The 23,841-nt window shown below is 41.6% G+C and carries 25 protein-coding genes; 18 read left to right on the top strand and 7 right to left on the bottom strand.

Going from position 1 to position 23,841, the window contains the following annotated elements; translation table 11 throughout:
- Positions 1–150 precede the first annotated feature (150 nt).
- Both FGG79_RS11560 and FGG79_RS11555 read left to right on the top strand, forming a co-directional pair.
- Positions 151–549 (top strand): VOC family protein, encoded by a 399-nt coding sequence (locus FGG79_RS11560; protein WP_138778430.1) that lies wholly within the window; start codon positions 151–153, stop codon positions 547–549.
- Positions 550–675: 126 nt separating this feature from the next.
- Positions 676–1,218: a ribonuclease FAU-1 family protein gene (locus tag FGG79_RS11555; protein WP_138778428.1), complete on the top strand. Its 543-nt coding sequence runs from the start codon at positions 676–678 to the stop codon at positions 1,216–1,218.
- 160 nt (positions 1,219–1,378) lie between these two features.
- Here FGG79_RS11555 and FGG79_RS11550 read toward each other — a convergent pair whose 3' ends face one another.
- Positions 1,379–1,597, bottom strand: coding sequence for a hypothetical protein (locus FGG79_RS11550; protein WP_138778426.1), 219 nt, complete (start codon positions 1,595–1,597; stop codon positions 1,379–1,381).
- A gap of 222 nt (positions 1,598–1,819) precedes the next feature.
- Here FGG79_RS11550 and FGG79_RS11545 point away from each other — a divergent pair, with 222 nt between their 5' ends.
- Positions 1,820–2,290, top strand: a complete 471-nt coding sequence (locus FGG79_RS11545; protein WP_138778424.1) for a DinB family protein — start codon at positions 1,820–1,822, stop codon at positions 2,288–2,290.
- Between the two features lie 148 nt (positions 2,291–2,438).
- Here the strand turns inward: FGG79_RS11545 and FGG79_RS11540 are convergent, their stop codons facing one another.
- On the bottom strand, positions 2,439–2,933 hold the full coding sequence (locus FGG79_RS11540) for a hypothetical protein (RefSeq protein WP_138778422.1): 495 nt from the start codon (positions 2,931–2,933) through the stop codon (positions 2,439–2,441).
- A 103-nt stretch (positions 2,934–3,036) separates the two neighbouring features.
- On the opposite strand from FGG79_RS11540, the gene FGG79_RS11535 reads away from it, so the two are divergent.
- From FGG79_RS11535 to FGG79_RS11520, 4 genes are all read left to right on the top strand, one after another.
- A complete protein-coding gene (locus FGG79_RS11535) occupies positions 3,037–3,480 on the top strand; it encodes a pyridoxamine 5'-phosphate oxidase family protein (protein WP_138778420.1) in 444 nt (147 codons plus the stop codon).
- A gap of 301 nt (positions 3,481–3,781) precedes the next feature.
- A complete protein-coding gene (cpt, locus tag FGG79_RS11530; RefSeq protein WP_138778418.1) occupies positions 3,782–4,309 on the top strand; it encodes a chloramphenicol phosphotransferase CPT in 528 nt (175 codons plus the stop codon).
- Positions 4,310–4,330: 21 nt separating this feature from the next.
- On the top strand, positions 4,331–4,669 hold the full coding sequence (locus FGG79_RS11525; protein ID WP_138778416.1) for a hypothetical protein: 339 nt from the start codon (positions 4,331–4,333) through the stop codon (positions 4,667–4,669).
- A gap of 617 nt (positions 4,670–5,286) precedes the next feature.
- Positions 5,287–5,739: a GNAT family N-acetyltransferase gene (locus FGG79_RS11520; protein WP_138778414.1), complete on the top strand. Its 453-nt coding sequence runs from the start codon at positions 5,287–5,289 to the stop codon at positions 5,737–5,739.
- Between the two features lie 76 nt (positions 5,740–5,815).
- On the opposite strand, the gene FGG79_RS11515 is transcribed toward FGG79_RS11520, so the two are convergent.
- Positions 5,816–6,781, bottom strand: coding sequence for a quinone oxidoreductase family protein (locus tag FGG79_RS11515; protein ID WP_138778412.1), 966 nt, complete (start codon positions 6,779–6,781; stop codon positions 5,816–5,818).
- A gap of 383 nt (positions 6,782–7,164) precedes the next feature.
- On the opposite strand from FGG79_RS11515, the gene FGG79_RS11510 reads away from it, so the two are divergent.
- Positions 7,165–8,379, top strand: a complete 1,215-nt coding sequence (locus FGG79_RS11510; RefSeq protein ID WP_138778410.1) for an MFS transporter — start codon at positions 7,165–7,167, stop codon at positions 8,377–8,379.
- A gap of 224 nt (positions 8,380–8,603) precedes the next feature.
- A complete protein-coding gene (locus FGG79_RS11505) occupies positions 8,604–9,029 on the top strand; it encodes a hypothetical protein (RefSeq protein ID WP_138778408.1) in 426 nt (141 codons plus the stop codon).
- Positions 9,030–9,742: 713 nt separating this feature from the next.
- Here the strand turns inward: FGG79_RS11505 and FGG79_RS11495 are convergent.
- Entirely contained in the window at positions 9,743–10,063 is a 321-nt protein-coding gene (locus FGG79_RS11495) for a hypothetical protein (RefSeq protein ID WP_138778406.1), read from the bottom strand.
- Positions 10,064–10,154: 91 nt separating this feature from the next.
- Here FGG79_RS11495 and FGG79_RS11490 point away from each other — a divergent pair, with 91 nt between their 5' ends.
- From FGG79_RS11490 to FGG79_RS11480, 3 genes are all read left to right on the top strand, one after another.
- A complete protein-coding gene (locus tag FGG79_RS11490) occupies positions 10,155–10,511 on the top strand; it encodes a MerR family transcriptional regulator (protein WP_138778404.1) in 357 nt (118 codons plus the stop codon).
- Between the two features lie 131 nt (positions 10,512–10,642).
- Positions 10,643–12,349 carry a M3 family oligoendopeptidase gene (locus FGG79_RS11485; RefSeq protein ID WP_138778402.1) on the top strand — a complete coding sequence of 569 codons (1,707 nt, stop codon included), beginning with the start codon at positions 10,643–10,645 and terminating at the stop codon, positions 12,347–12,349.
- Positions 12,346–13,191, top strand: coding sequence for an alpha/beta fold hydrolase (locus FGG79_RS11480; RefSeq protein ID WP_138778400.1), 846 nt, complete (start codon positions 12,346–12,348; stop codon positions 13,189–13,191). Before FGG79_RS11485 ends, FGG79_RS11480 begins: the two co-directional genes overlap by 4 nt.
- 19 nt (positions 13,192–13,210) lie before the next feature.
- Here FGG79_RS11480 and FGG79_RS11475 read toward each other — a convergent pair whose 3' ends face one another.
- From FGG79_RS11475 to ytrH, 3 genes are all read right to left on the bottom strand, one after another.
- Complete coding sequence (locus FGG79_RS11475) at positions 13,211–13,624, bottom strand: sigma-70 family RNA polymerase sigma factor (protein WP_138778398.1); 414 nt, start codon at positions 13,622–13,624, stop codon at positions 13,211–13,213.
- A gap of 489 nt (positions 13,625–14,113) precedes the next feature.
- Positions 14,114–14,620 (bottom strand): sporulation membrane protein YtrI, encoded by a 507-nt coding sequence (gene ytrI, locus FGG79_RS11470; protein ID WP_138778396.1) that lies wholly within the window; start codon positions 14,618–14,620, stop codon positions 14,114–14,116.
- On the bottom strand, positions 14,617–14,952 hold the full coding sequence (ytrH, locus tag FGG79_RS11465) for a sporulation membrane protein YtrH (protein WP_034756917.1): 336 nt from the start codon (positions 14,950–14,952) through the stop codon (positions 14,617–14,619). The genes ytrI and ytrH overlap by 4 nt, the downstream gene beginning before the upstream one ends.
- Before the next feature lie 138 nt (positions 14,953–15,090).
- On the opposite strand from ytrH, the gene dnaE reads away from it, so the two are divergent.
- The 6 genes from dnaE to pfkA all read left to right on the top strand — a co-directional run bounded on the left by dnaE (position 15,091) and on the right by pfkA (position 23,811).
- A complete protein-coding gene (gene dnaE, locus FGG79_RS11460) occupies positions 15,091–18,447 on the top strand; it encodes a DNA polymerase III subunit alpha (RefSeq protein ID WP_138778392.1) in 3,357 nt (1,118 codons plus the stop codon).
- 167 nt (positions 18,448–18,614) lie between these two features.
- Positions 18,615–19,853 (top strand): NADP-dependent malic enzyme, encoded by a 1,239-nt coding sequence (gene ystJ, locus FGG79_RS11455; protein WP_138778390.1) that lies wholly within the window; start codon positions 18,615–18,617, stop codon positions 19,851–19,853.
- A complete protein-coding gene (locus FGG79_RS22280; protein ID WP_276607963.1) occupies positions 19,853–20,509 on the top strand; it encodes a FadR/GntR family transcriptional regulator in 657 nt (218 codons plus the stop codon). The genes ystJ and FGG79_RS22280 overlap by 1 nt, the downstream gene beginning before the upstream one ends.
- 147 nt (positions 20,510–20,656) lie before the next feature.
- Positions 20,657–21,526 carry an acetyl-CoA carboxylase, carboxyltransferase subunit beta gene (gene accD / locus FGG79_RS11445; RefSeq protein ID WP_138778386.1) on the top strand — a complete coding sequence of 290 codons (870 nt, stop codon included), beginning with the start codon at positions 20,657–20,659 and terminating at the stop codon, positions 21,524–21,526.
- Positions 21,520–22,503: an acetyl-CoA carboxylase carboxyl transferase subunit alpha gene (accA, locus tag FGG79_RS11440; RefSeq protein WP_138778384.1), complete on the top strand. Its 984-nt coding sequence runs from the start codon at positions 21,520–21,522 to the stop codon at positions 22,501–22,503. Before accD ends, accA begins: the two co-directional genes overlap by 7 nt.
- A 348-nt stretch (positions 22,504–22,851) precedes the next feature.
- Positions 22,852–23,811 (top strand): 6-phosphofructokinase, encoded by a 960-nt coding sequence (gene pfkA / locus FGG79_RS11435; protein WP_138778382.1) that lies wholly within the window; start codon positions 22,852–22,854, stop codon positions 23,809–23,811.
- Positions 23,812–23,841 lie beyond the last annotated feature (30 nt).

Genomic DNA, 23,841 nt, shown 5'->3' with positions numbered 1-23,841 from the left:
GTGTAATTTGAAATAATTGGAAGGGTAAATCAGTAAACGCGGGGACGATGATTGCGCATTTTATAAGTGGCAGGTTAGTAAAGTAGTGGAAATGATCATATAAGTTGGATTATTATTTAGAAACTAGATACGAAAAGGAGTAGATAGATAATGAAAAAGGTCACACCATTTTTAATGTTTCAAAATGGAAATGCAGAAGAAGCAATGAATTTTTACACATCTCTGATTGAGGATTCATCCATTACTAATATTGCTCGATATGGGGCAAATGAAAGTGGAGATGAAGGAAAGGTCATGCAAGCCACTTTCAAGTTGAAGGGGCAAGAATTTATGTGCATTGATAGTAATGTTAAGCATCAGTTTGACTTCACGCCTTCTTTCTCCATTTTTGTAACTTGCGATACGGAAGATGAACTTGAGCTTATTTATGAAGAACTGAGTGAAGGTGGACAAGCACTTATGCCACTAGGAGATTACGGTTTCAGTAAGAAATTTGGTTGGCTAAATGACCGTTTTGGAGTTTCGTGGCAGCTGAATCTACCTAAATGATCGGTAGATTTGAGACAATTCCCACTCCCCCTTTTAGAAAAGATGAATCATAACAGTAAGGATCCTCATCGCCTGTTTTTTAAGTAAAGAGATGATTGATAAGGGGAATATGATGGAGGAGCTTTTATGATCAAAAGAAGGTATGGTAACCGTGCTGATTGGAAGAGGGTAAAACAAAGGAAATATGCTCAAACCCATCTTTCCACGAAGGAATTCCAAGGATATATTACCTTATTGCATACAGTGGAAGTGAACGAGCCATTAATAACCCGGTATGGAGAGAAAGACATATGTATTGTGGACAATGGGTACATGTGGCTCCAGCACTTTCCTTTAGGAAAATATCATTCCGTCACGACCATGTTCGATGCAAATGGCGACGTCGTGCAATGGTACATAGATATTTGCCTTCGAAATGGAGTGAATGATGGAGTTCCCTGGATGGATGATCTCTACCTGGATATTGTCGTGCTGCCTTCTGGTGATGTGTTTCAACTGGATGAGGATGAACTGGAACATGCATATAAAAGCGGGACTCTTTCTAAGAGTTTGTATGATTTAGCTTGGAATGAAAGCAGAGAAATAATGAAGAAGCTTATTAATGACGAATTTACGTTAATTAAACTTGCCCATGAACATAGAAGAATGTTGGAGAAGGACCTTGTGTAGTGTGTTAAACGTTAATGACCGGAACATTTAGCACTTTATCTGGCCTTCTTTAACTTCGATTTGAAAGAAAAAGAGGTTACAAGCGTATAGATTAACACTTGGTGTCGTAATAATCATTGCAACCTAAGGCTGCAATGGTTATATCGGCGATATTATAAATTTAACGGCGAAATTCGGGATATAACGGCGATATTATAAATTTAACGGCGAAATCCAGGAAATAACGGCGATATTTCAAATATAATGGTAACCCATTCCTCAGCTCCATTCCCATCAGGATTCCGGATCCCCAAATCCCTTCCGTGGACTCGTTATTTTTATTTGTTTCTTCGAATCGATATTTAAAAATGGGAAGGCAGCGTGTGCTTGCTGAAGCCATTGATACACTCCAGTGCTTTGATTCTCGACACGACTAGAGATTTGTCGGTTATCCAGTTGAAATAATCATCAGAGGGTGTACGTTCCTGAAACAGGAATTCTCCTTTACCTTAGGTCTTTATTTTTGACGCCGAATCATTTTAATAACTTAAAGAAGGAGTTCTTCCCTTTTTGATGAAGTACTATCTATAACAAACACCATTATCAAGGAGGCAGAAAGAAAATGAATCGAATCGATTTACTCTTACGAATGCTCGATACTACATACGACAAGGAGAGTTGGTACGCTCCATTTAAATACGCAATAGAAGGGCTCACCGCAGAACAAGCAAGTTGGAGACCGGATGGGAAGGCGACCAAAACCATATGGGAAAATGTTAATCACCTCATTTACTACAAAGAGAGACTGACGGCCGAATTAGAAGATCGTGAATGGACGAACAATCTTGATGGCAATGATACTTTCTACCTTACCGAACAAGTAAATGATGACGAGGAATGGAAAGCAGTCGTTGAACATGTAGAGACGGCTCACCGGGGATTAAGAGAGTCGCTTAGTAAAACAACGGATGAAGGGATTGAAGAAGATTCACTTGAAGAAAAGCTGCTGGACATCATGCTTCACGATGCTTATCATACGGGCCAAATTATTCAATTGAGGAAGATGCAGGGTTCGTGGCCTTCACAACGGTGAGGATCTTTCTTTTCCATTGGAGAGAAAGGGTATCTGTCTCCTTCAAATAATGGATTGAAAGTGGAAAGACATTTGTCCAACTGAAAGGGAACTTCTGAATTTAGATGTTTTCAGCGTCTGTTGTATTTCCAACTTTCAATTCCATGCTTTAGTGTTTCATTTTCTCTATTAATCCCCCATCATCCATATTCCGGATCGTCACAATCTCTCCATCATCATTAAGGTTCATTCGTCCACTGACAGTAGCGGTTTGGGTCTCCCCGTCCTTACTGTATTCCACTTTGACTTCGTAATCATAAGCAAAATCTTTATCCTTTTTAACTTCAATATTACTTGGTTTCAATTGGTACCCTTTTTCATAAGCCAAGCGCTGATATAACAAAATATGATTAGCATTCATCATATCTTCCCAATCCATAACCAGTGGCCTATAGTTCTCTTCTACATACTCTTTTAATTCAGGTGGAAAGGTTACATCTTGTTTAAATGCATCCGAGAGCTGTTCATCAGGTCCAGTGAATTCGTGTTTTAGAAAGGTTTGGATGGTTTTTACATTCTCATCACTTTCCTTTGGAGCAGCACATCCTGCTATTAATGCCAGCAGTGACGTTAAAATCATCCATTTTATAGCTAGGTTTTTCATTCGTTTACTCCCTCCTTATTTATCTTTACGAATGATGATGGAAAATGTTTCAATAAAATAAGTACATACCGATTTTTTTCTGATATAGAAAGGATGGAAAGATTTGAACATCATTACAGGTAAAAAACATATTAATCTCGATGAATTTCTAAAGAAACCGTTATTTGCCCACCTTTCAACAGTATCCAAGGAAGGACCAAGGGAGTCACCGGTATGGTTTTACTGGGAAAATGAGCAAATCTATATCATTGGAACGCCTCCTTCAGACAGTTTCCCTGGAAGAATTGAAGAAAACCCGGCATGTGCCATAGGAATCGTTGATCTCGATCATACTACCGGCAAAGTGCATCATGTAGGATTCAGAGGAAAAGCCACGGTTGAGACATTTGATAAGACGATTGCAACGAAATTGCTTAAGCGTTATCTTGGTCCAAATGAAGAGAATTGGGATCCCAGGTTTCAAGGGTTAGGGAACAGTAATGTCCTTATCAAATTTGTACCTGAGTCGGTTGTTGTGAGGGATCAGTCTTTTGTGCCGAGTATTTAGAATATTCTTAATGAAAGTAGCCGGTTTCCAACTGCAACTATTCGACAAACGGCTTATAAAATGAAGATGTGGCTCATAAATACTGTGAGAGGATTAATCGACTCTCATAGACCATAGGGAACCTCCATTAAGATTGGCTTTGGTGCACTTTTAGCTGAAACTGCAACCATTTCTAAATGAATTCGATTAATTTCGGGTAGAAAAAGAATTAATTAAACTAAATCTGACGAATGAGACCGACTTTTTAATGTAAAAGGAATAGGAATCATGGTTTTCAATAAAAGAAAGCGAGACTATCACTATGACTAATATCATTATCCTAAACGGCGGATCAAGCTCCGGCAAAACAACGCTCGTAAGATGTCTCCAGAATTCTCTGCCTGAGTCATGGTTGCGATTGGGCATTGATGATCTAATTGAGGCTATGCCTGTAGCCATGTTTAAGAAAGAAAGCGGCATTACACTGGATGAGGATGGTTCGGTTAATCCAGGCTCTGAATTCCGAGCGTTGGAATCTGCGTGGATGCACGGTATCGGAGAGATGGCACGAAGAGGTGCACGGATCATCATCGACGATGTTTTCTTAGGCGGAGTGAAAAGCCGTGAAAGCTGGGAGATTGCCTTGGAAGGAATGCAGGTGCTGTGGGTCGGTGTCTTCTGTGATCCGGCCGTAGCTGCTGCCCGTGAGAAAGAACGAGGAGACCGTATTGAAGGAATGGCTGTATCACAGGCTACTATTGTGCACGAAGGAATGAATTATGATGTGACGGTGGATACAACAAAGTCATCGGCAGAGGAATGTATTCGATTGATTAAACAAAAAGTGTAAGCTCATTAAAGGTGGAATGGTGTGTTGTCAAAAAAGAGAATATTTGTTTCAGGAATCATTGTATTCATCATATTATTTGCTGTAATGGATTATACTTCTCCAACCAGTGAAGAAATGGAACAATGGATGATGGATGAAAATGACATTGTATGTACAGAAGATGGAGGGGTTAAAGATTGTATGAAAAATGATCAAGCAATCTGGGGACGATCCGGACACTTTAGAAACGTTGGATTTTTTTCTTCATACGAGAGGAATTATGAGTATGATACAGGAGAACAAATGACCTTTAGAACCTTTGGTTTTCTAGGAATGATCATCCGGATGGAAGATGGCCGCGTTTGGGAATTAGTGAATTAATCTAATTAATTTACCTTTCTTCACTTTTTCATGGAGGAAGTAAGGGAAAGACTGGATTACCAGAAGAGGCAACACTCACGATTGAGGACGTTTATGGGATGGCCAAACGCTTATTTGCATTGATGAAGGCATAACAGCTTCAGATGATTGTTTCCAATTAACAACTAAGAATATATCGCCACATTTACAAAAGAACAGCTTGGCAAAAGTAGAGAGAATTTGAAGATTAAGAACGGGGTGGGTGTATTTCAGAATCATCATGATAAAGTCGAGGATACAACGCAATATGTTTCAGCTGAATTCCTGATTTATTGAATAGGGGTTTAAAGACATTTACCAAGCTGCGAGGTAATGTTCCGCAGCTCCCCAAAATAGGTCTATATACATAAAAAAATAGCTTACCAACAACACTGGTAAGCCGCTACAAATAAGGAATTTTTCGATTTACATTAAGGGGTCCTACCTTAAACCACTTTCTTCAAGATGAAGAATAATTTCAGTATACTATTTATTTCAGGTTAGTAAAGGTGATATGCCTAGATGAATATTTTTTTCTTAATGTGATGATCAGAATAAGTTATGCTTGAAAATCTTTTGGGATTCAGTGGAGGTAGGAAATGTTTATTAGAAAACTAAACAAGGATGAAGTTCTTCCAATGGAATTGCTTCTCCTGGCAGATCCTTCAGAGAGAATTGTAAAGGAATACGTCGCGAGGGGAGAATGTTTTGTCGCGGAGCTGGATCACAAAATCGTTGGTGTGTACGTCTTACTTGCAACCAGACCTGAAACCGTCGAGTTGGTCAATGTGGCTGTTGCAGAAGAACTGCACGGCAATGGGATAGGTAAACAGCTGGTGATGGACGCCATTAAGGTGGCAAGGTCAAATGGATACAAGACCATTGAAGTGGGGACAGGGAACGCTGGAATCGGGCAGTTAGCCCTTTATCAAAAGTGTGGATTCAGAATCGTTGGGGTGGATTTGGACTTTTTCATCAGGCATTACCCGGAAGAAATCGTTGAAAATGGCATCCAGTGTCGCGATATGATTCGATTATCTCAAGATATATAGAACGCAAAAAGTTAAATAATTTAACAAGAGACCCTGTCCCTCCGAATATGTAGGGACAGGGTCTCATCAATTTCGTCTACAAAGTCAATAAAATCTTACCGGTACTTTTTCTACTTTCCAAATATTCATGTGCTTTCGCACCCTCGCTTAAAGGAAAGACCATCGGTTCAGAAACCTTTAACTTTCCTTCTTGGATCCACCCGAATAATTCGTGGGAGCGGGTCACTCGTTCTTCGTGAGACGTCAACACATTCCAAAGGTCGCCACCGGTCAAAGTTTTCGAGGTGTCCATCAGCATTCTTGGATCAACTGAAACAGGATCGCCTCCCGCCATACCGAAGAATACGACCGTCCCACCGATGCGAGTAGATTCAAAACTTTCCATCAGAGTCGAACCGACTGACTCATATACCACGTCCACGCCGTTGCCATTTGTCACATCCTGCACGCTCTGTTTCCAGTCTTCACTGTATAAAAACATATGGTCGGCTCCAACAGCCAACGCTGCCTGTCTTTTTTCTTCCGAAGAAGTTAACCCAATAACTGTGCCGCCCAATATCTTAATGATTTGGACGAGGAGTTGTCCCACTCCGCCCGCAGCTGCATGGACTAAAACGGTATCCCCGCTCTTGATGCTATAGCTGTCTTTCGTTAAGTAATGTGCAGTCAGACCTTGTAACAAGAGGGATGCAGCCGTTTCATACGATATATCATCAGGCAGGGGGATTGCTTTTTCCTTAGGCACAGCCACAAGTTCAGCATTCGCATAAGGGACATCGGCAAAAGCGATGCGGTCCCCTACGTCGATTCCTTTCACGTTTGCTCCAACACGCTTGACGATCCCAGCTCCTTCATACCCGCATATGTACGGTGGATCTCCTGCTAAGTGATAATTTCCTTTTCTTCTATAAACATCTGCGAAATTCAGGCCGATTGCTTTCATTTCTACGATAACTTCATCCGGTCCCATTTGGGGAGAATCAATCTCTTGATAATGGAGGACATCCGGTCCACCGAACTTTTCAAATACGAGTGCTTTCATTATGTACTCTCCTCTTTAACATCATTCCCCTTTAGTGTAACCAGTTCCTTTTCATTTGACTAGAGAAGAGCTTGCATTCTCTTCCCAGTCACAGTCATAGGAACTTCCAGGTGCTTATGTCACTTCAAAGTGCGTTCTTCTCAAAAAGTTAAATCTCCCTCATAATTCAGTTTAGCTTTTCAAACAGTACCTATTAGATTTAGCAAAAGAGGTTTGAAAGGTATATAGGAACTCACAAGTCCCTAGGTTACAAAAAAGTACCTATATGACTTTAAAGTGCGTACTTACAATAAATATTTGTACCCATTATCATGTGTACAGAGAAACCAAAGGCGCCTTCGTTTTCTCATACCAATTAAAAAATTTTAGGAGGAAGTTACGTTATGAGTTCAACTTCAGCTACTATACATCAGTCAAAGACAAAAGGCGGCACACCGGCGTTACTTGCCCTTGCCATCAGTGCCTTTGGAATAGGAACGACAGAATTTGTACCTGTTGGATTATTATCATCGATTGCCGATGATTTATCGATATCAATCACACTAGCAGGATTATTGATTTCAGGTTATGCCGTTGGAGTGGCCATAGGGGCACCAGTGTTGACGGCATTGACCAGTAAGATGAGCAGAAAATCGCTTCTTATGTCCTTGATGCTGTTATTCATTGTAGGAAACTCGGTTGCGGCCATGTCCACAAGCTTTGGACTATTGCTTGTTGCACGTTTTATCACAGCATTCTCCCACGGTATTTTCTTTTCAATCGGATCGACGATTGCAGCGGATCTAGTACCTGCCCATAAGCGGGCCAGCGCAATTGCCTTTATGTTTACAGGATTAACAGTTGCGACTGTTACAGGAGTCCCTCTTGGAACCTTTATAGGGCAGGCATTCGGATGGAGAGCTACATTCTGGGGAGTCGCCTTACTCGGTGTCGTGGGCATCATTGCAAGCTCAATCCTTGTACCGAAAAATTTAAAAGAATCACCGCCTGCTAAATTTAGCGACCAGTTGAAGATTCTTACCAACGGCCGATTACTCTTAGCTTTTGCTATTACAGCCCTAGGGTACGGTGGTACATTCGTCGCATTCACTTATTTAACACCTTTACTGCAGGATGTGACGGGATTCAGCGCGAAATGGGTGAGTATCATCCTTCTCGTATACGGAATAGCCGTTGCCATCGGAAATGTCGTCGGAGGGAAAGCATCCGACAAGAGTCCGTTAAAAGCGCTATTCTGGATGTTTGTTCTGCAGGCCATCATTCTATTAGCTCTTACATTCGCAGCACCATTCAAAGTGGCAGGTCTCATCGTGATCTTCCTAATGGGATTATTCGCTTTCATGAACGTACCAGGGCTGCAGGTTCTCGTAGTCAACCTGGCTGAAAAATATGTCCCATCAGCAGTCAATGTTGCATCTGCCCTGAATATTGCCGCATTTAATGTCGGAATTGCGATTGGTTCCTTTGTAGGTGGAATCATTGTAGATGGAATCGGCTTGATTCATACACCGTGGATCGGTGCGATTATGGTCGCAGGAGCTGTAGTGTTAACAGCTTGGCTTCGTGGGATCGAGCGGAAATCAGTGTTGAGAAGGTAGCGTTGTCTCCATTTTAGAATCATTGTTTAAGGAACATTTCAAAAATACGAAATGTTCCTTTTTTTAATGCTATAATATCTTTGGATAAATAAGGGAGTTGTCATCGTGGAATTTATATCGTTACCGGTGAAACCCTTGCATATGCTGTCAGGTTATTTTCGGTTTATCCTATGTTGCCTGAATGTCTCAGTTTTTTGTTAGCTAAGTAAATAAGGAGGGATTCCATGTCTGGAAGTACATATTTTTACGCATTGGCAGTGATTGGGCTCCTTTTTTTAATTCCATTTTTCATCATAAGGGGCATTAAGAATGGGAGAGAACTCTCTGCTGTTTTTACATCCAATGTCATGCTCGTGATCTTGCTTTTTGTCGCGTTAGGGGAATTGTTGAAAACTTTTCTGCCGGAATCATTCATGACGCATTATAATCAGATTTTCTTTCTAGGTATCATCATACTAATCGTTTTGCCGCTAATACTATTATTCTTTTACACTGTGAAAAAAGATATTCACAAGTGGAAGGATCCTAAAGAATATAAATACCAGTGGCTATTCAAATTCAGGTACATACTAATGGCTTCTTTAGGGGCTCTGTTCATCGGAGCGTTGTTTCGATTTTATCAGATTTTCATTTTTCTTTTTCATCATTGATGAACTGGAAAAAGTAGAGTGCTTCGTAGGATTCAGAAGTAAATTCTTTATTACTCAAAGACTAATCTTAAAACGCTATCAAAGTATCTCCAGGATTATCGATTTTGGTGAAACGGAAGTAGGGGACACTGGCTATGACTTTGCTGGATTGTTATCTAGTTACGGTGAACCTTCCGTCAGGAAATGTCTGGAGTTGCACCGCGCGAGCATCAAGTATTTGAAAGAATGACCTTTTATAAGAGCAAGTTCGCATTGCAGGAAGCGCTTCATGGATTTGAGTATGGGGGATGAGCCTATTTATGGAGGAAGTAAAAACAAAAACGATCCATCCTACTATCAAGGCATTATTGTCTTATGAGGTCACTGAAAAATCGAACCGGAATATGAGTTGTACATTCACTTCATAGTACGAAAATTAAATAGGTTTACGGTGGGGCATAATTTTTGTTGGATGTTTAGGGATTGAATTCCTGGATGATGAACGGTGTGAATTAAAACATATAGCCGTAATGCCAACCCATCGCAGCGAGGGCATAGGAAATGAAAATGCTCGAATTTATCATTCCCCATCTTTTATTACTGCTGAGATTACGGGTTTAGGTGAGAATTATCCAGAGGTGGAACGGTTTTATTGTGTATTGGAAAAGCCCTGTTGCCAATAATTTATAGAAAGTGTGAACCCCTGATGGAGAACAATTTAATGAAATATACACTTAAAGTAACAGTGCGAAAATAACGAGGGAAATCGAAAAACGAATCAAATGATGTCCCCTGTTAATTTTTCCGTTTAGATGATAGCCATTCACTATAGCCGTAATGTGCATTAAAAGAAAACAGAATATCAAAGCGAGTACATATTTTGTATTGAGGTGAATGAGATAAAGTGAACACAATACCCCTCCGGCTCCTAATATCATTACAATTGCTGACGAAGTAGGGATGTTTCTAGTCTTTAATTCTATAGCTCCGCTTATCATAGATAATCCACCGTAGATAACCGCAAGAGTGGTCCCAATCAAGAAGGTTGTAGTCATTTTCTTCCTCCAGTATAAATTTGATAAACTAATTAAAATATACGGGGTTAACCCCACGTCAAAGTTTTTTTTCAAAAAGAGGTGAACATAGATGAAAATTGGAGAGTTCGTAACCTTACTTCAGACGACCAAGGATACAGTTAGGCATTACGAGGAACTAAATTTAATTACTCCAAAGTGGAATAAGCATTATAAAGAATATAGTGAGAAGGAAGTTTTGGATTTTCAAGTGGTCAGGGAGCTAAAGGAATATGGTTTATCACTGAGCGAAATTCAACTGATTTTCAGCCTAAAGGATGCATATTCTTGCGGGGATAAAGAATTAGTGAATAAGGTGTTTGATCAGCTAAACATTCATTTGGATACACTTCAAAAAGAGGAGGCAGAATTGAGGAGGAGGAGAATTGCTTTGGAGAAACAGATGGAAGAGATTAGGGATATTATATGATTTATGCGAATAAGATACGGAAGGTCTATTTCCTTATATTGTTATTATAACACCCAATAGTAAGAATTATAAGACTATTAATCTATGAAGTTTTTCCCTACTATTATGTAGAAGTAGTGAGGGGGAGTAGGATGAAGTTTAACAATCTTATCTATGAGAGACCTAACATGGAAGAGTTCGAAGAAAGGATTGCTGTACTTTTAGAAAATTTTCGAACGGCTGATAATTTCATAGAACAATCGGAATTAATCGATCAAATCAATACTCTTCGAAACGATGTTTTAACAATGCTGACCATCGCACAAATAAGAAGTCATTTGGACACTGCTGATACTCAGTATCAAGAAGAGCAAAGCTACATTAACCGAGTCTGGCCAATCTATGAAAAAATAGTGGCTTCTTATTATGAACACCTTTTGGAGTCCCCTTTTAAAAAGGATATTAATATCAAATACGGTGACCAGTTATTGAAACTGGCTAGCGTCAACCACCATACAATCAGTACAGAAGTGATTGTAGATCTAAGGGTAGAAAATGATTTAGTCAGTGAATATACAAAGTTGATGGCCCAATCCAAGATTGAATTTGAAGGTGTTGAAAGAACCCTTTCCCAATTAGATGCTTTTTTGTTCTCTAATGACCGACAAATTCGAAAACAGGCTGGAGAAAGAAAGTATGAGCTTTTAAGCAGGGTTGAAAATAAGGTTGATGAGATTTTCGATGCTTTGGTACAAGTACGAACGCGTATTGCCAACACGTTGGGATACTCCTCTTTTGTAGAGCTTGGATATGCGAGACTTTCAAGGGTGGATTATGGCCAAGCGGATGTTGACTCGTTCCGTGATTTCTTAAAAACATATCTCGTTCCCTTTTCCGAAAAAATGAGAGAAGAGCAGAGAATCAGACTAGGCATTGAAAAGTTAACTTATTATGACGAAGACATTCGATCCCTTTCTGGAGATGCAGTTCTTAATGGCAATAGTGAATGGATTGTCTCTCACTTTGGAAAAGTGTTAAATGAACTATCCTTAGATGCAGGAAAATTGTACACGTCGTTGACTGAAAGAAATCTAATGGATTTAACGCATAAGGAAGGGAAGATGAGAGGAGCATATTCCACTTATTTGTGTAATGTTAAACAGCCTTACATTTTTGCTAGTTTGAACGGTACAAGAAAAGATATCAAAGTGTTAAGTCATGAGTTTGGTCATGCATTCCAAATGTCTCACTTTAAGGAGCATCACTCGATTCCGGAATACATCGTCCCTACAAAGGAAGCGTGTGAGATCACCTCCATAGCAATGGAATTTTTTATATGGTCCTATTTGGATGATTTCATTGGAGATGATGCTGATAAATATAGATATTCTCATCTTGAAGATGCAATCTTTTCCATGCCCTGTAGAGCGGCCATTGATGAATTTCAATATTTCGTTTACAAGAATCCTGGTGTATCTCCCTCTGTAAGAAAAGAAATATGGTCTGAGATTGAACAGAAATATATGCCTTATAAGTATTCGTATGACCATCCATTTTTAAAAAGAGGGGCTTATTGGCAACAACAAGTACATCTTTTTACCCTTCCGTTTTATTATATTGATTATGCTGTTGCACAATTGTGTGCATTGCAGCTATGGGCAATTGCACAAGTGGATGAAGGAAAGGCTTGGGAAATGTACATGAAGCTTTGTGAGTTGGGAGGAAGTAAATCGTTTTTAGAGTTGCTGGACATTAGTGGAATTGCTTCGCCGTTTGACGAGAAGGGATTTATATCAATAGTAGGTGTTATTGAAAACTGGTTAGAGAAACAATCAATGAAAGAGGAGAGGTGGAAATGAAGGAATTAACAATAACAGTAGACAACTATTCCTTTAGAACCTATGAAATCGGTGACAAATACTTGCCCTTACTTGTATGTCTGCACGGCATGACAGGGGACTCCAACAGTTTTGTAGAACTTACCAAGCATTTGTGTAACGATTTTCATATCATTCTACTGGATCTTCCTGGACACGGAGAAACCGGGCCCCTTCCCCATGAGAAGGATTATCTGTTTTCCTCACTTTCCAAACGTATAATGGGAGTCATCAGCAGACTAACGACTGAACCAGTATATGTACTGGGACATTCCTGGGGAGCCGACCTGTCATTGCATATCGCCAAGCAATACCCGAATCAAATGAAGGGGCTTATTTTAATAGACGGAGGGTATGTATTTCCTGAAATGGTTGTGGGGTATACAAAAGAAAAGGCTCTTTCGGATTGGGAGGACTACATAGATTCGAGCAGGTATGGTGCCTGGAATGAAGTGGTGAACACATACGAGGAGTATACGACAAGGCCGTGGAATCAGCAGCTTGAAGAGATCATCTCTTCAAACTTTGCAAAAGTGGATGACCATTATCAGTTGAAAGCAGACAGGAAAAGTCTTTTGGCAACGATTAAAGCATTTTATCATGAACCAAGTTCAACAATATATCATTCGATTGCTTGCCCTGTATTATTCTTTCATGCGACTATTCCCGTCTCAGACCGTTCACGTCAGAAAGGAATCGAGAAACTGAAGAGTACGATCAGAAGAGTGAATGTTGTCGGTATCGAGGATACGAAACATAACGTACATTGGGATTGTCCAGAGAGAGTGGGAAGGGAAATTCGGTACTGGGTTAATGAAATATAAATAAATCCCCTATAAAAGTCTATCCTTCAACCTCAAGCTGGCTGATCGCTGCTAATAATTCGTTTTTTTCTTCCTGTCTCAATACAGAAATATCGGTTTCCATAGAACTTTCTTTCTGAAGGAGGGATTCGTTCATTTGTTCACGGGTGTTGCGTTTTTCAGCCTGTCGGTACCGGTCGATTGCCTTGTACTTGGTAATCATCCCGATCCATTTTTTGAAATCCTCTGCCTCACCCTTAAATTGATGTGAGTTCTGCCAGACGATCAGGAATACATCATTAATGCATTCATCAATGTCCAGATGGTTCCCATTGTGTAAAATCTTCGTGGCAATGGTTTTCACAAGTGGCATGTAAGCATCGATAATATATTCCAATGCGTCCTCTTTTTTCTTTTTTAACCTGGTGATGAAGTTGGTCGGTGAACTATTCATTTACTTCGCTCCTTATATGGTTGAAAGGCCTTTTCATATAGTACAACGAATGGTTTTTAGGTTTATTCTCATTTTTTTATGTAAGATGGAATTATTTTTCAAGTGGATTAACACCAGTATATATGTATTTTTTATACTAATGAGCATGTACTGGAAAATAGATGAATGTCATGCTGTTGAACAATGGCATATTATGGATATTGACGCAATAATCAATAAAATCGACGCAAATATGGTCCGTTTTGACGCAATAATTAAAATAATGACGCAATAAAATAAATTCTGACGCAATAGTGGTGAAAAACGACGCAATCACGATGAAAGGGTAAGAGAAGTAACCCCAAACACCTGTCAAATAGAGGTTCGTCCGAAAAAATATGACTTTACTCAGTGGAAGTCCCAATTTTTCCGGAAAAATGAATTAATTGAACAAAAATGAACCTGTTATTAAAGGCACTAACGCCTCTCTAACAGGTTCATCCATCAATGCTAATCATCCTCATACTCCAACTCCAACGTAATCTGCGTAGTCGTAAAAAAGTACATCTCCCGAACTTTCAATTGAAAGTTTCTATCATGTAATTTGACCGTTTTGTTTTCAATAATCTTCTTAATGAGTTCCTTATTTCCGTACACTGTCTCTAAGTCCTTGGTCAGAAGGCTCCGCAAGTCCTCGCTCAGCCGGTCTTCGGTTTCGTGTATACTGAGTAATTCCACTTTAGTTTTTGTCGTGTTGATGATCTTCACTTTCACTTCTTGAATGGTGAGCTCGTCTTCATTCTCGTTGTTTAATTGTTTGTATTCTTCCTGTAGATAGGAGAGGGTGTGTTTTAGTTTGCTAATGTCGTTTTTCTGTTCTTCTATCTTTTGGGCCTGCTTTTCATGCATGGTACCGAACATGAATAAGAAGATCATCCAGCTGATGATGCCTCCTACGACCATTCCGGCAAAGAAACGCTGCCAGGAGGGGAGCCGGTAAAAGGGAGGGATCCTCATGACGGCATATGCTCCTGTGTCAGCCAGGTAATGATCATGGCAGCGGTGTTGGCTCCTCCGAGAGCAGAAAGGATCCATAGGAATTGTTTGAACAGTTCTTTTGTTTCTCCATTAAGAAAGCCTTTTTCAAAGCTGTAGACCGTGTCGAATGTGCCGCCGATCGCCGCGATAATGGCCCAGATGCGCAGGAAATCGGATAGTCGTCTCATTTCAATGAATAAAGGCTGCCCCATGGCGAACGAGGCTAACCCGCCGAGGAGTGATCCCCCGAGCAGTACCCCCATAGCGATAAAGAAGCTTTTGAATAGTTCCGGAAAGAAAGCTTCTGCCAATTCAATCATCTCCATCTATTACGTGTCTTTACGATAACTATATGGGATTCGGGGACAAGATATGAGGGAGAACATATTTTCTTTTTTTCGGTTTCTTTCCTATAATAAAAGTATATTGAGAAAAAGGTTGTGCATAACATGTCATTTGTTCATTTACAAATAGCGAGTGCCTACAGTCTCTTGTCTAGCACGATATCGATAAATGGACTTGTACATAAAGCGAAGAATTCAGGGTATAAAGCACTTGCTTTAACCGATAAAAATATGATGTATGCCGCCATACCTTTTTATAAGGCGTGTTTAAAAGAAGGGATCAAGCCGATTATCGGGTTGACTGCAGATATAGCATCAGACAACGAAGGGCCTTCCCATCCCCTGGTTCTGCTTGTGAAAAACCAAACGGGCTATCAAAATCTCCTGAAGATCTCGAGTGCGATCGGGGCGAAGTCGAAAGATGGGATACCGTCGAAATGGCTGCAATCCTATAGCGAAGGATTGATTGCCATCACTCCCGGCGTCAAGGGAGAGGTTGAGAGTCTGCTACTGAATGGTGAACAGGAGCAAGCGAAGGAATGCATCCACAGTTTTCAACAGATGTTTGGCAGGGATTCCTTTTATGTAAGCTTGCAAAAGCATGGTCTCCCGTCAGAAGACAAACTCATTCCATTGATAACCGCGCTGGCAGAAGAAACAGGTACGGAAATGGTTGCGACCAACGATGTGCAGTATCTCGACCAGGAGGATCATTTTGCTCATGAATGCATGGGAGCGATCCGGGACGGGGGGAAGCTGTCGGAAGATGATCGTGACGTGCTTGAATCACAGGAATATTACTTCAAGACGAAGGATCAGATGGTGGAGTTATTTTCTGACCACGTCTCAGCACTTGAAAATACGATGAAACTAGCAGAAAAATGTCATGTTGATATCCCGTTCCACCAGCAGCTCCTGCCGAAGTATCCTTTGCCCGCGGGAGAGTCAGCTCTTCAAAAACTGACCCATCTCAGTGAAAAGGGACTAAGTGAAAGAGTGGAAACGATCTCTGATGAGTACATCGAACGGTTGGATTATGAACTTGAGGTTATTGGGAAAATGGGGTTCAGTGATTATTTCCTGATTGTCTGGGATTTCATGAAGTATGCGAAAGAACAGAAGATCCTGACTGGACCAGGAAGGGGATCGGCAGCAGGATCATTGGTATCCTACGCCTTGAACATAACGGATGTGGATCCAATCGAGCATCAGCTGCTGTTCGAACGATTTCTGAATCCTGACCGGGTGACGATGCCCGATATTGATATTGATTTTCCTGATCACAGGCGGGATGAAGTGATCGAATATGTGGAAGGGAAATATGGAAGCCTCCACGTAGCCCAGATCATTACGTTCGGTACATTTGCAGCGAAGGCCGCACTCCGAGATACAGGACGTGTATTCGGCCTGAATATGAAAGAGCAGGAGCAACTCTCTAAGCTTGTGCCCAATCAGCTGGGGATCACGTTGAAGGAAGCCTATGAGCAGTCGAAGGGCTTTCGTGAATTTGTGACGGGCTCCGATCATTATAAGAAGCTATTTGAGACAGCTTGTACATTAGAGGGACTACCGAGACATACGTCCACTCATGCGGCGGGAGTCGTGATGAGTGAAGCACCGTTAGTCCAGTGGGTGCCGATTCAGGGCAGTGCTTCCGGAATCCACCTGACTCAATTCTCCATGGATATTCTAGAAGAAATTGGCCTGTTAAAGATGGATTTCCTGGGTCTTCGCAATCTGAGTATACTGGAGAGAATCGTGAAGAACGTTCAAATAGGAACCGGTCAATCATTCACCCTAGATTCGATTCCCATGAATGATTCCGAAACATTTGAGTTATTAAGCAAGGGACAAACGAATGGGATCTTCCAGCTTGAATCGGAAGGAATGCGTAATGTGTTAAAGCGTCTAAAGCCCAGTTCCTTTGAAGACATCGTGGCTGTCAATGCCTTGTATCGCCCCGGCCCGATGGAGAACATCCCCACATATATCAAACGAAAGCATGGTGTGGAAAAGGTAGACTATCCCCTGCCAGATTTGAAACCGATTCTCGAAATGACGTACGGGGTGATTGTCTATCAGGAACAAATCATGCAAATTGCTTCGAAAATGGCTGGCTTCTCTCTCGGAGAAGCAGATTTGTTACGAAGAGCCGTGTCCAAGAAGAAAAAAGATGTTCTTGATCAAGAGAGGGAGCATTTTGTTTCCGGTGCAATCGGGAAAGGCTATAACGAAGACGTCGCTCATACGACTTATGACCTGATTGTGAGATTCGCAGATTATGGATTTAATCGCTCGCATGCGGTTGCCTATAGTATGATCGCTTATCAGCTGGCTTATTTAAAAGCCCACTATCCTGCCTTTTTCTTATCGTCCCTCTTAACCTCGGTGGTAGGGAATGAGACGAAGGTGGCTCAATACATCCGGGAAGCAAAGCTGTATGACATAGAGATTCTTCCTCCATCGATTAATACGAGCCAGTTTGTCTTTACGGTAGAAGGGAAGGACCGGATCCGATTTAGCTTAGGAGCAATCAAGGGAATCGGAGCAGCAGCTCTGAAGGAAATCATCCGGGCGAGAAAAGAAAAACCGTTTCAGGATTTGTTTGATTTTTGCATGAGAGTGTCTTCTAAAACGATTAACCGTAAGATTCTTGAAAATCTAGTCTTAGCTGGAGCATTTGATGAGTTTGACGTCGATCGGGCCACATTGCTTGCAAGCTTGGATGTAGCCGCTCAGCATGCGGAACTCGTCAATCCTGAAGGTGATCCTGATTTGTTCCATGAAGAAGAGGCATTCCTGTTAAAGCCGAAATATATGGAAGTAGAAGCGATGACCATCGATATGAAGCTTCAGTTCGAGAAGCAGGTGCTGGGCCTTTATTTATCTGATCACCCGGTTTCATCTTATCGTTCCCTGTACACTGATCTTGGTTTACCGCAAATTGCTGATCTAAAGAAGGGTACGAAACTCACATTCGGCGGTTATATTACAGCAGTGAAATCAATCCGGACCAAAAAAGGGGAAGTGATGGCGTTCCTTGAGATCGGGGATGAAAGCGGAGAAATCGAAGCTGTGGTGTTCCCAAATGTGTACAAGCACAACATGCCACATTTGAAAGAAGGGAACATCCTCCTATTCGGGGGCAACGTAGAGAACCGAAATGATAAGCAACAGGTCATTGTGAATCAATTGGAAACGATGGAAGACGTGCAATCGAGAGTAAAAGAAAAGAAGCAAACTCTTTATTTAAAGATTGAAAGTGGCCAGGACGGAGACAAGTGTATGCAGAAAATTCACCAAGCCATTAAACGGTTTAACGGACAGACAAATGTGATTGTCTATTATGAACGTGATAAAAAAAGTGTCCAACTTCCTGATCATTTACGTGTGACCCCGTCTAAAGAGGCTCTCGGGGAATTGCACCAAATTCTGGGTAGGGCAAATGTCATATTACAATAACCTACTTTACTAAAACCAATATTTATATTATTGTTTAATAGAAAAAGGTGGTCTGACCACCTATGAACTTTATCATTTTCCTTTTCGAAAATATATATCGTTTACCTTTAGAAGATCCATGATCGCTGATCAATAGAATGTACAGAAACAAAAAGGAGTGGGACAATTTGTCATTACGTGAAGAAGCTCTGCATATGCATCGAGTGAACAAAGGGAAACTAGAAACGAAATCCAAGGTGGAAGTGCGGAATGCCGATGACTTGAGCTTAGCTTACTCACCTGGAGTAGCCGAGCCTTGTAAGGTCATTTATGACAAGCCAGAAACGGTCTATGACTACACGATGAAAGGAAATATGGTAGCTGTTGTATCCGATGGTACGGCAGTCCTTGGTCTTGGAAACATTGGACCGGAAGCTTCTCTTCCTGTTATGGAAGGAAAAGCGGTGCTATTCAAGAGCTTCGCCGGTGTAGATGCGTTCCCTATCTGTTTGAACACAACCGATGTGGACAAGATTGTCGAGACGGTTAAACTTCTTGAGCCTACATTTGGTGGAGTGAATCTAGAAGATATCGCAGCTCCGAATTGCTTTGAGATTGAAGAACGATTAAAGAAGGAAACCAATATCCCGGTATTCCATGATGATCAGCATGGTACGGCGATTGTTACTGTGGCGGGACTTGTGAACGCTCTCAAGATTGTCGGGAAGAAGATGTCGGAAATCAAAGTTGTGGCAAACGGCGCCGGTGCTGCCGGTATGGCCATCATCAAACTTCTGTACAGGTATGGAGTGAGAGATATCATTATGTGCGATTCTAAGGGAGCGATTTATGAAGGTCGCCCTGAAGGAATGAACGTTATTAAAGACGAAGTCGCGAAATTTACGAACCGAGATCACATCAAGGGTGGACTTTCGGAAGTGATGAAAGACGCTGATGTATTCATCGGTGTATCCGTTGCAGGAGCTTTAACAGAAGAAATGGTTTCCTCTATGAAGCAGGATCCGATCATCTTCGCTATGGCGAACCCTGTCCCTGAGATTATGCCTGAGCTTGCGAAAGCAGCTGGAGCGAAGGTTGTAGGGACTGGCCGTTCTGATTTCCCTAACCAGGTGAATAATGTTCTGGCGTTCCCTGGGATTTTCCGCGGGGCACTTGATGTCCGCGCTACCCACATCAATGAAAAGATGAAGCAAGCGGCTGTAGAAGCGATTGCAGAGTTAATCAGTGAAGACGAATTGAATGCAGACTATGTGATCCCGGCTCCGTTCGATAAGCGAGTGGCACCAGCTGTTGCAGCTGCCGTTGCCAAGACGGCGATGGAAACCGGTGTAGCCCGCTTAAAGGTGGATCCTGAAGAGATCCGTAAAAAGACGGAAGATTTAGCGGTAATCGGGAAGAGTGAATGATGGCGGAAGTGAACTCTCTCCATGCTCACGCTAAGGTCTATATTGGAATTGTTCACCAATTACGAGAAATGATATCAAAGGATGGCCTGCAGCCAGGTGACAAGATTCCATCTGAAAGGGAACTGACCGATCGGTTGAACGTTGGCCGTTCTTCTGTCAGGGAAGCACTTCGGGCATTGGAGCTGCTGGGCTTGATTGAAACAAGAAGAGGAGAAGGTACCTTTTTAAGAGATTTCCGGGATCATCATCTAATCGATCTACTTGGAATGTTCATTCTGCAGGACGACAAAGCGCAGAGTGATATTCTCTATGCGAAGATGATGATCGAAAAGGAAGCACTCAAAGACCTTTATTATGAAAAAAAGAAGATGGATACTTTGGTGGAGAAGATATCTGATAGCGAAAACCTGAACGAGGTTTTCAGGGAGATCGTGTTGATGAGCCCGAATCATTTATCCCACCGTATCTGGAATATATTAAATGACTTCGAAACCTTGATCTGTGGGGAGAAAGCACTCACCCCTGCTATAAAGGAAGAGTTGATTAAGATGCTTCAAGGAATCCAACATCAAGAGAAAGAGACTGTGCAAGAGACATATAAAAGGGTAAGAAAAATTGTCGATAAAGATGTGACAATTTCCAACATCTTTTTTTAAACCTTTCCATTAAACTGATAGTCAAGCAGTTTTATATCATGCATTTACTACTAGAAGCGAATGAGCAGCTGTCATTTTGGAGAATGTGATAGGCATTACTATTTTTCTTTCTTCTATGCTACTGTCATTCGGTAAGGAGGTTTCACCTTGCTTAAGGAACTTTTTAATAAATCGAAAAAGAAAAAATATGCAACGATCCCTTCTGAAGCGTCCAAACAGGATGTACCGGAAGGAATCATGACAAAGTGTCCTGATTGCAAAAAGATCATGTACACGAAAGAGCTTCAAAAGAATTTAAAAGTATGTATTCACTGTGGGTTTCATCATGGGATGAGTTCGCCTGAGAGAGTCAATAGTTTTATAGATAAAGGAACGTTTGAGGAGCTGGATCGTGAGCTTGTTTCGGTAAACCCTCTTGGCTTTCCCGATTATGAGGGGAAGGTTGAAAAGGATCGAAAGAAGACAGGCATGAATGAAGCGGTCCTGACTGGTTCTGGGAAGGTGAATGGTATCGAAGTGGTGACAGCCATTATGGATTCCCGTTTCAGAATGGGTAGCATGGGATCTGTCGTTGGTGAGAAAATCACGAGAGCCATCGAAGAAGCCGATAAACGGAAGGTTCCCTTCATCATCTTTACCGCTTCCGGCGGAGCAAGAATGCAAGAAGGTGTGCTTTCATTAATGCAAATGGCTAAGACCAGCGTAGCCCTGAATCGATTGAGCGAAAATGGGGGTCTCTTCATCTCGATCATGACGCATCCAACGACAGGTGGGGTGTCGGCAAGCTTTGCTTCTGTCGGGGATTACAATTTCGCCGAGCCTGGTGCCCTTATTGGATTCGCGGGGAGAAGGATCATTGAACAAACGATTCGGGAAGACTTACCGGAAGACTTCCAAACGTCAGAATTTCTATTAAAACACGGTCAGCTTGACGGGGTCATTTCAAGACTTGAATTAAAAGAGAAGATCGGAACAGTACTTGATATACATCAGTGGGACGGTGATCTACCATGGTAAATGAGATGGAGTTTGAAAAACCTGTACTCGAGCTTAAGAAGAAAATAGCCGAGCTGAAGGAATTTACTCAGAATTCAGACGTAGATTTATCGAAAGAAATCGAAAAGCTTGAGAGCCGTCTCGATAAGCTTGAAAATGATATTTACGAAAACATGAAGCCGTGGGAAAGGGTACAGGTAGCTCGACATCCTAACCGCCCTACGACGCTGGATTATATAAATTATCTCTTTACAGACTTCATTGAAATGCACGGAGACCGTCTGTACGGGGATGATGAGGCCATTGTGTCAGGTGTCGGAAAATTTCACGATGTACCTGTCACGATTATTGGACACCAAAGAGGGAAGGATACGAAAGAAAATATCCGCCGAAACTTTGGTATGCCCCATCCAGAAGGGTATAGAAAAGCCCTACGATTGATGAAACAGGCAGAGAAATTCAACCGTCCGATTATTTGCTTTATCGATACAAAGGGTGCCTACCCTGGTAAGGCGGCAGAGGAAAGAGGACAAAGCGAAGCCATCGCCAGGAATTTAGTAGAAATGGCAGGCATGACTGTGCCAATTATCTGCATGGTCATCGGAGAAGGTGGAAGCGGTGGTGCCCTGGCATTAGGCGTAGGAAATCACATCCATATGCTTGAAAACTCTACTTACTCTGTTATTTCTCCTGAAGGGGCAGCAGCCATTCTTTGGAAGGATTCTACCCAAGCGAAGCGTGCAGCAGAATCCATGAAGATTACGGCGCCGGACTTGAAGGAACTTGGAATCGTCGATGAGATCGTCCCGGAAGTTAAAGGCGGTGCCCATAAAGGTGTAGAAGAGCAAGCTGGCTATATTAACACTGTCCTGAAGGAATCATTGAGAGAATTGATTCCTATGAAGAAGGACGAATTGATTCAACATCGCTATGATAAATTCAAAGCCATGGGCGAATATTCGGTTTTAAATGATTTAATCGGGGTAAAATCACACTAAACGATAGACTGACAAAAGGGATGGACCGTTTGTCAGTCTTTTCATTGGGAAAGTCAGAAATCACCTTAAGAATATCCATTTGTGGCGTTATTTAGAATTTATTAGCAATTAAAACGCTTCCATTTAAAAGATTATTTCGTCTTTTAGATTTCCTTTGCGTATCTAGTTGAGAACCTTGAATCTTCGTGTTATTTTAGAAATAATCCAAAGTCTATTGGTTCATAATAATGTAATGAATGTAACAGGATACAATGTTCAATTTTCCTATTCTTTGATTTATGTGAAACGATTAACAAGTTACTCAATTCATTTACATATAAAGGGATATTTCTTAATGAGGTGATCGCAGTGAAGAAGATTGGTGTGTTAACGAGTGGTGGAGATTCACCAGGAATGAACGCGGCTGTCCGTGCCGTTGTGCGTAAGGCAATCTTCCTTGACCTGGAAGTGTACGGGGTTTATCAAGGGTACAATGGATTAATTAACGGAAACATCCAAAAGCTTGAACTTGGCTCTGTTGGTGATATCATTCATCGTGGCGGTACGATGCTGTATACAGCACGCTGTGAAGAGTTTAAAACAAAAGAAGGTCAGCAAAAAGGCATCCAGCAACTGGAGAAACACGGGATTGAAGGCCTTGTTGTCATTGGTGGAGATGGTTCTTACCAAGGGGCGAAGGCGTTAACGGAATGGGGTTACCCTTGTGTCGGTGTACCAGGAACGATTGATAACGATATTCCAGGTACTGAATATACAATCGGATTTGATACAGCTCTGAACACAGTAATCGATGCGATTGATAAGATTCGTGATACGGCAACGTCACATGAGAGAACGTTCATCATTGAAGTGATGGGACGTAACGCAGGTGATATCGCCCTGTGGTCCGGTCTTGCAGGTGGTGCTGAAACGATCCTGATCCCTGAAGAGAAATTCGATCTTGATGATGTCGTTAATCGATTGAAGAAAGGACAGGAACGTGGGAAGAAGCACAGTGTAATCATCGTTGCAGAAGGTGTGATGTCTGCGAATGAATTCGCCAATCGTTTCACCGAAGCAACAGGAATGGATACCCGGGTATCTGTCCTCGGTCATATTCAGCGGGGAGGAACACCAACCGCTGCCGACCGTGTGTTGGCAAGCCGTTTAGGTGCTCATGCAGTCGAGTTATTGGCTCATGGAAAAGGCGGCAGAGCAGTAGGGATTGAGAAAAATCAACTAGTTGATTACGATATAATTGAAGCACTTGCCAAGCCACATCAAATTGACTTTAACATGTACAGACTTTCCAAAGAGCTTTCAATCTAAATTGTTGTAAGATTTCAGGAGGTAGAGAAA

The sequence above is a fragment of the Bacillus sp. BHET2 genome (genome assembly GCF_005938125.1).
GTDB lineage: Bacteria > Bacillota > Bacilli > Bacillales > Bacillaceae_B > Rossellomorea.
The sequence above is the reverse complement of the archived record's forward strand: the minus strand, read 5'-3'. Positions and strand labels throughout refer to the sequence as shown.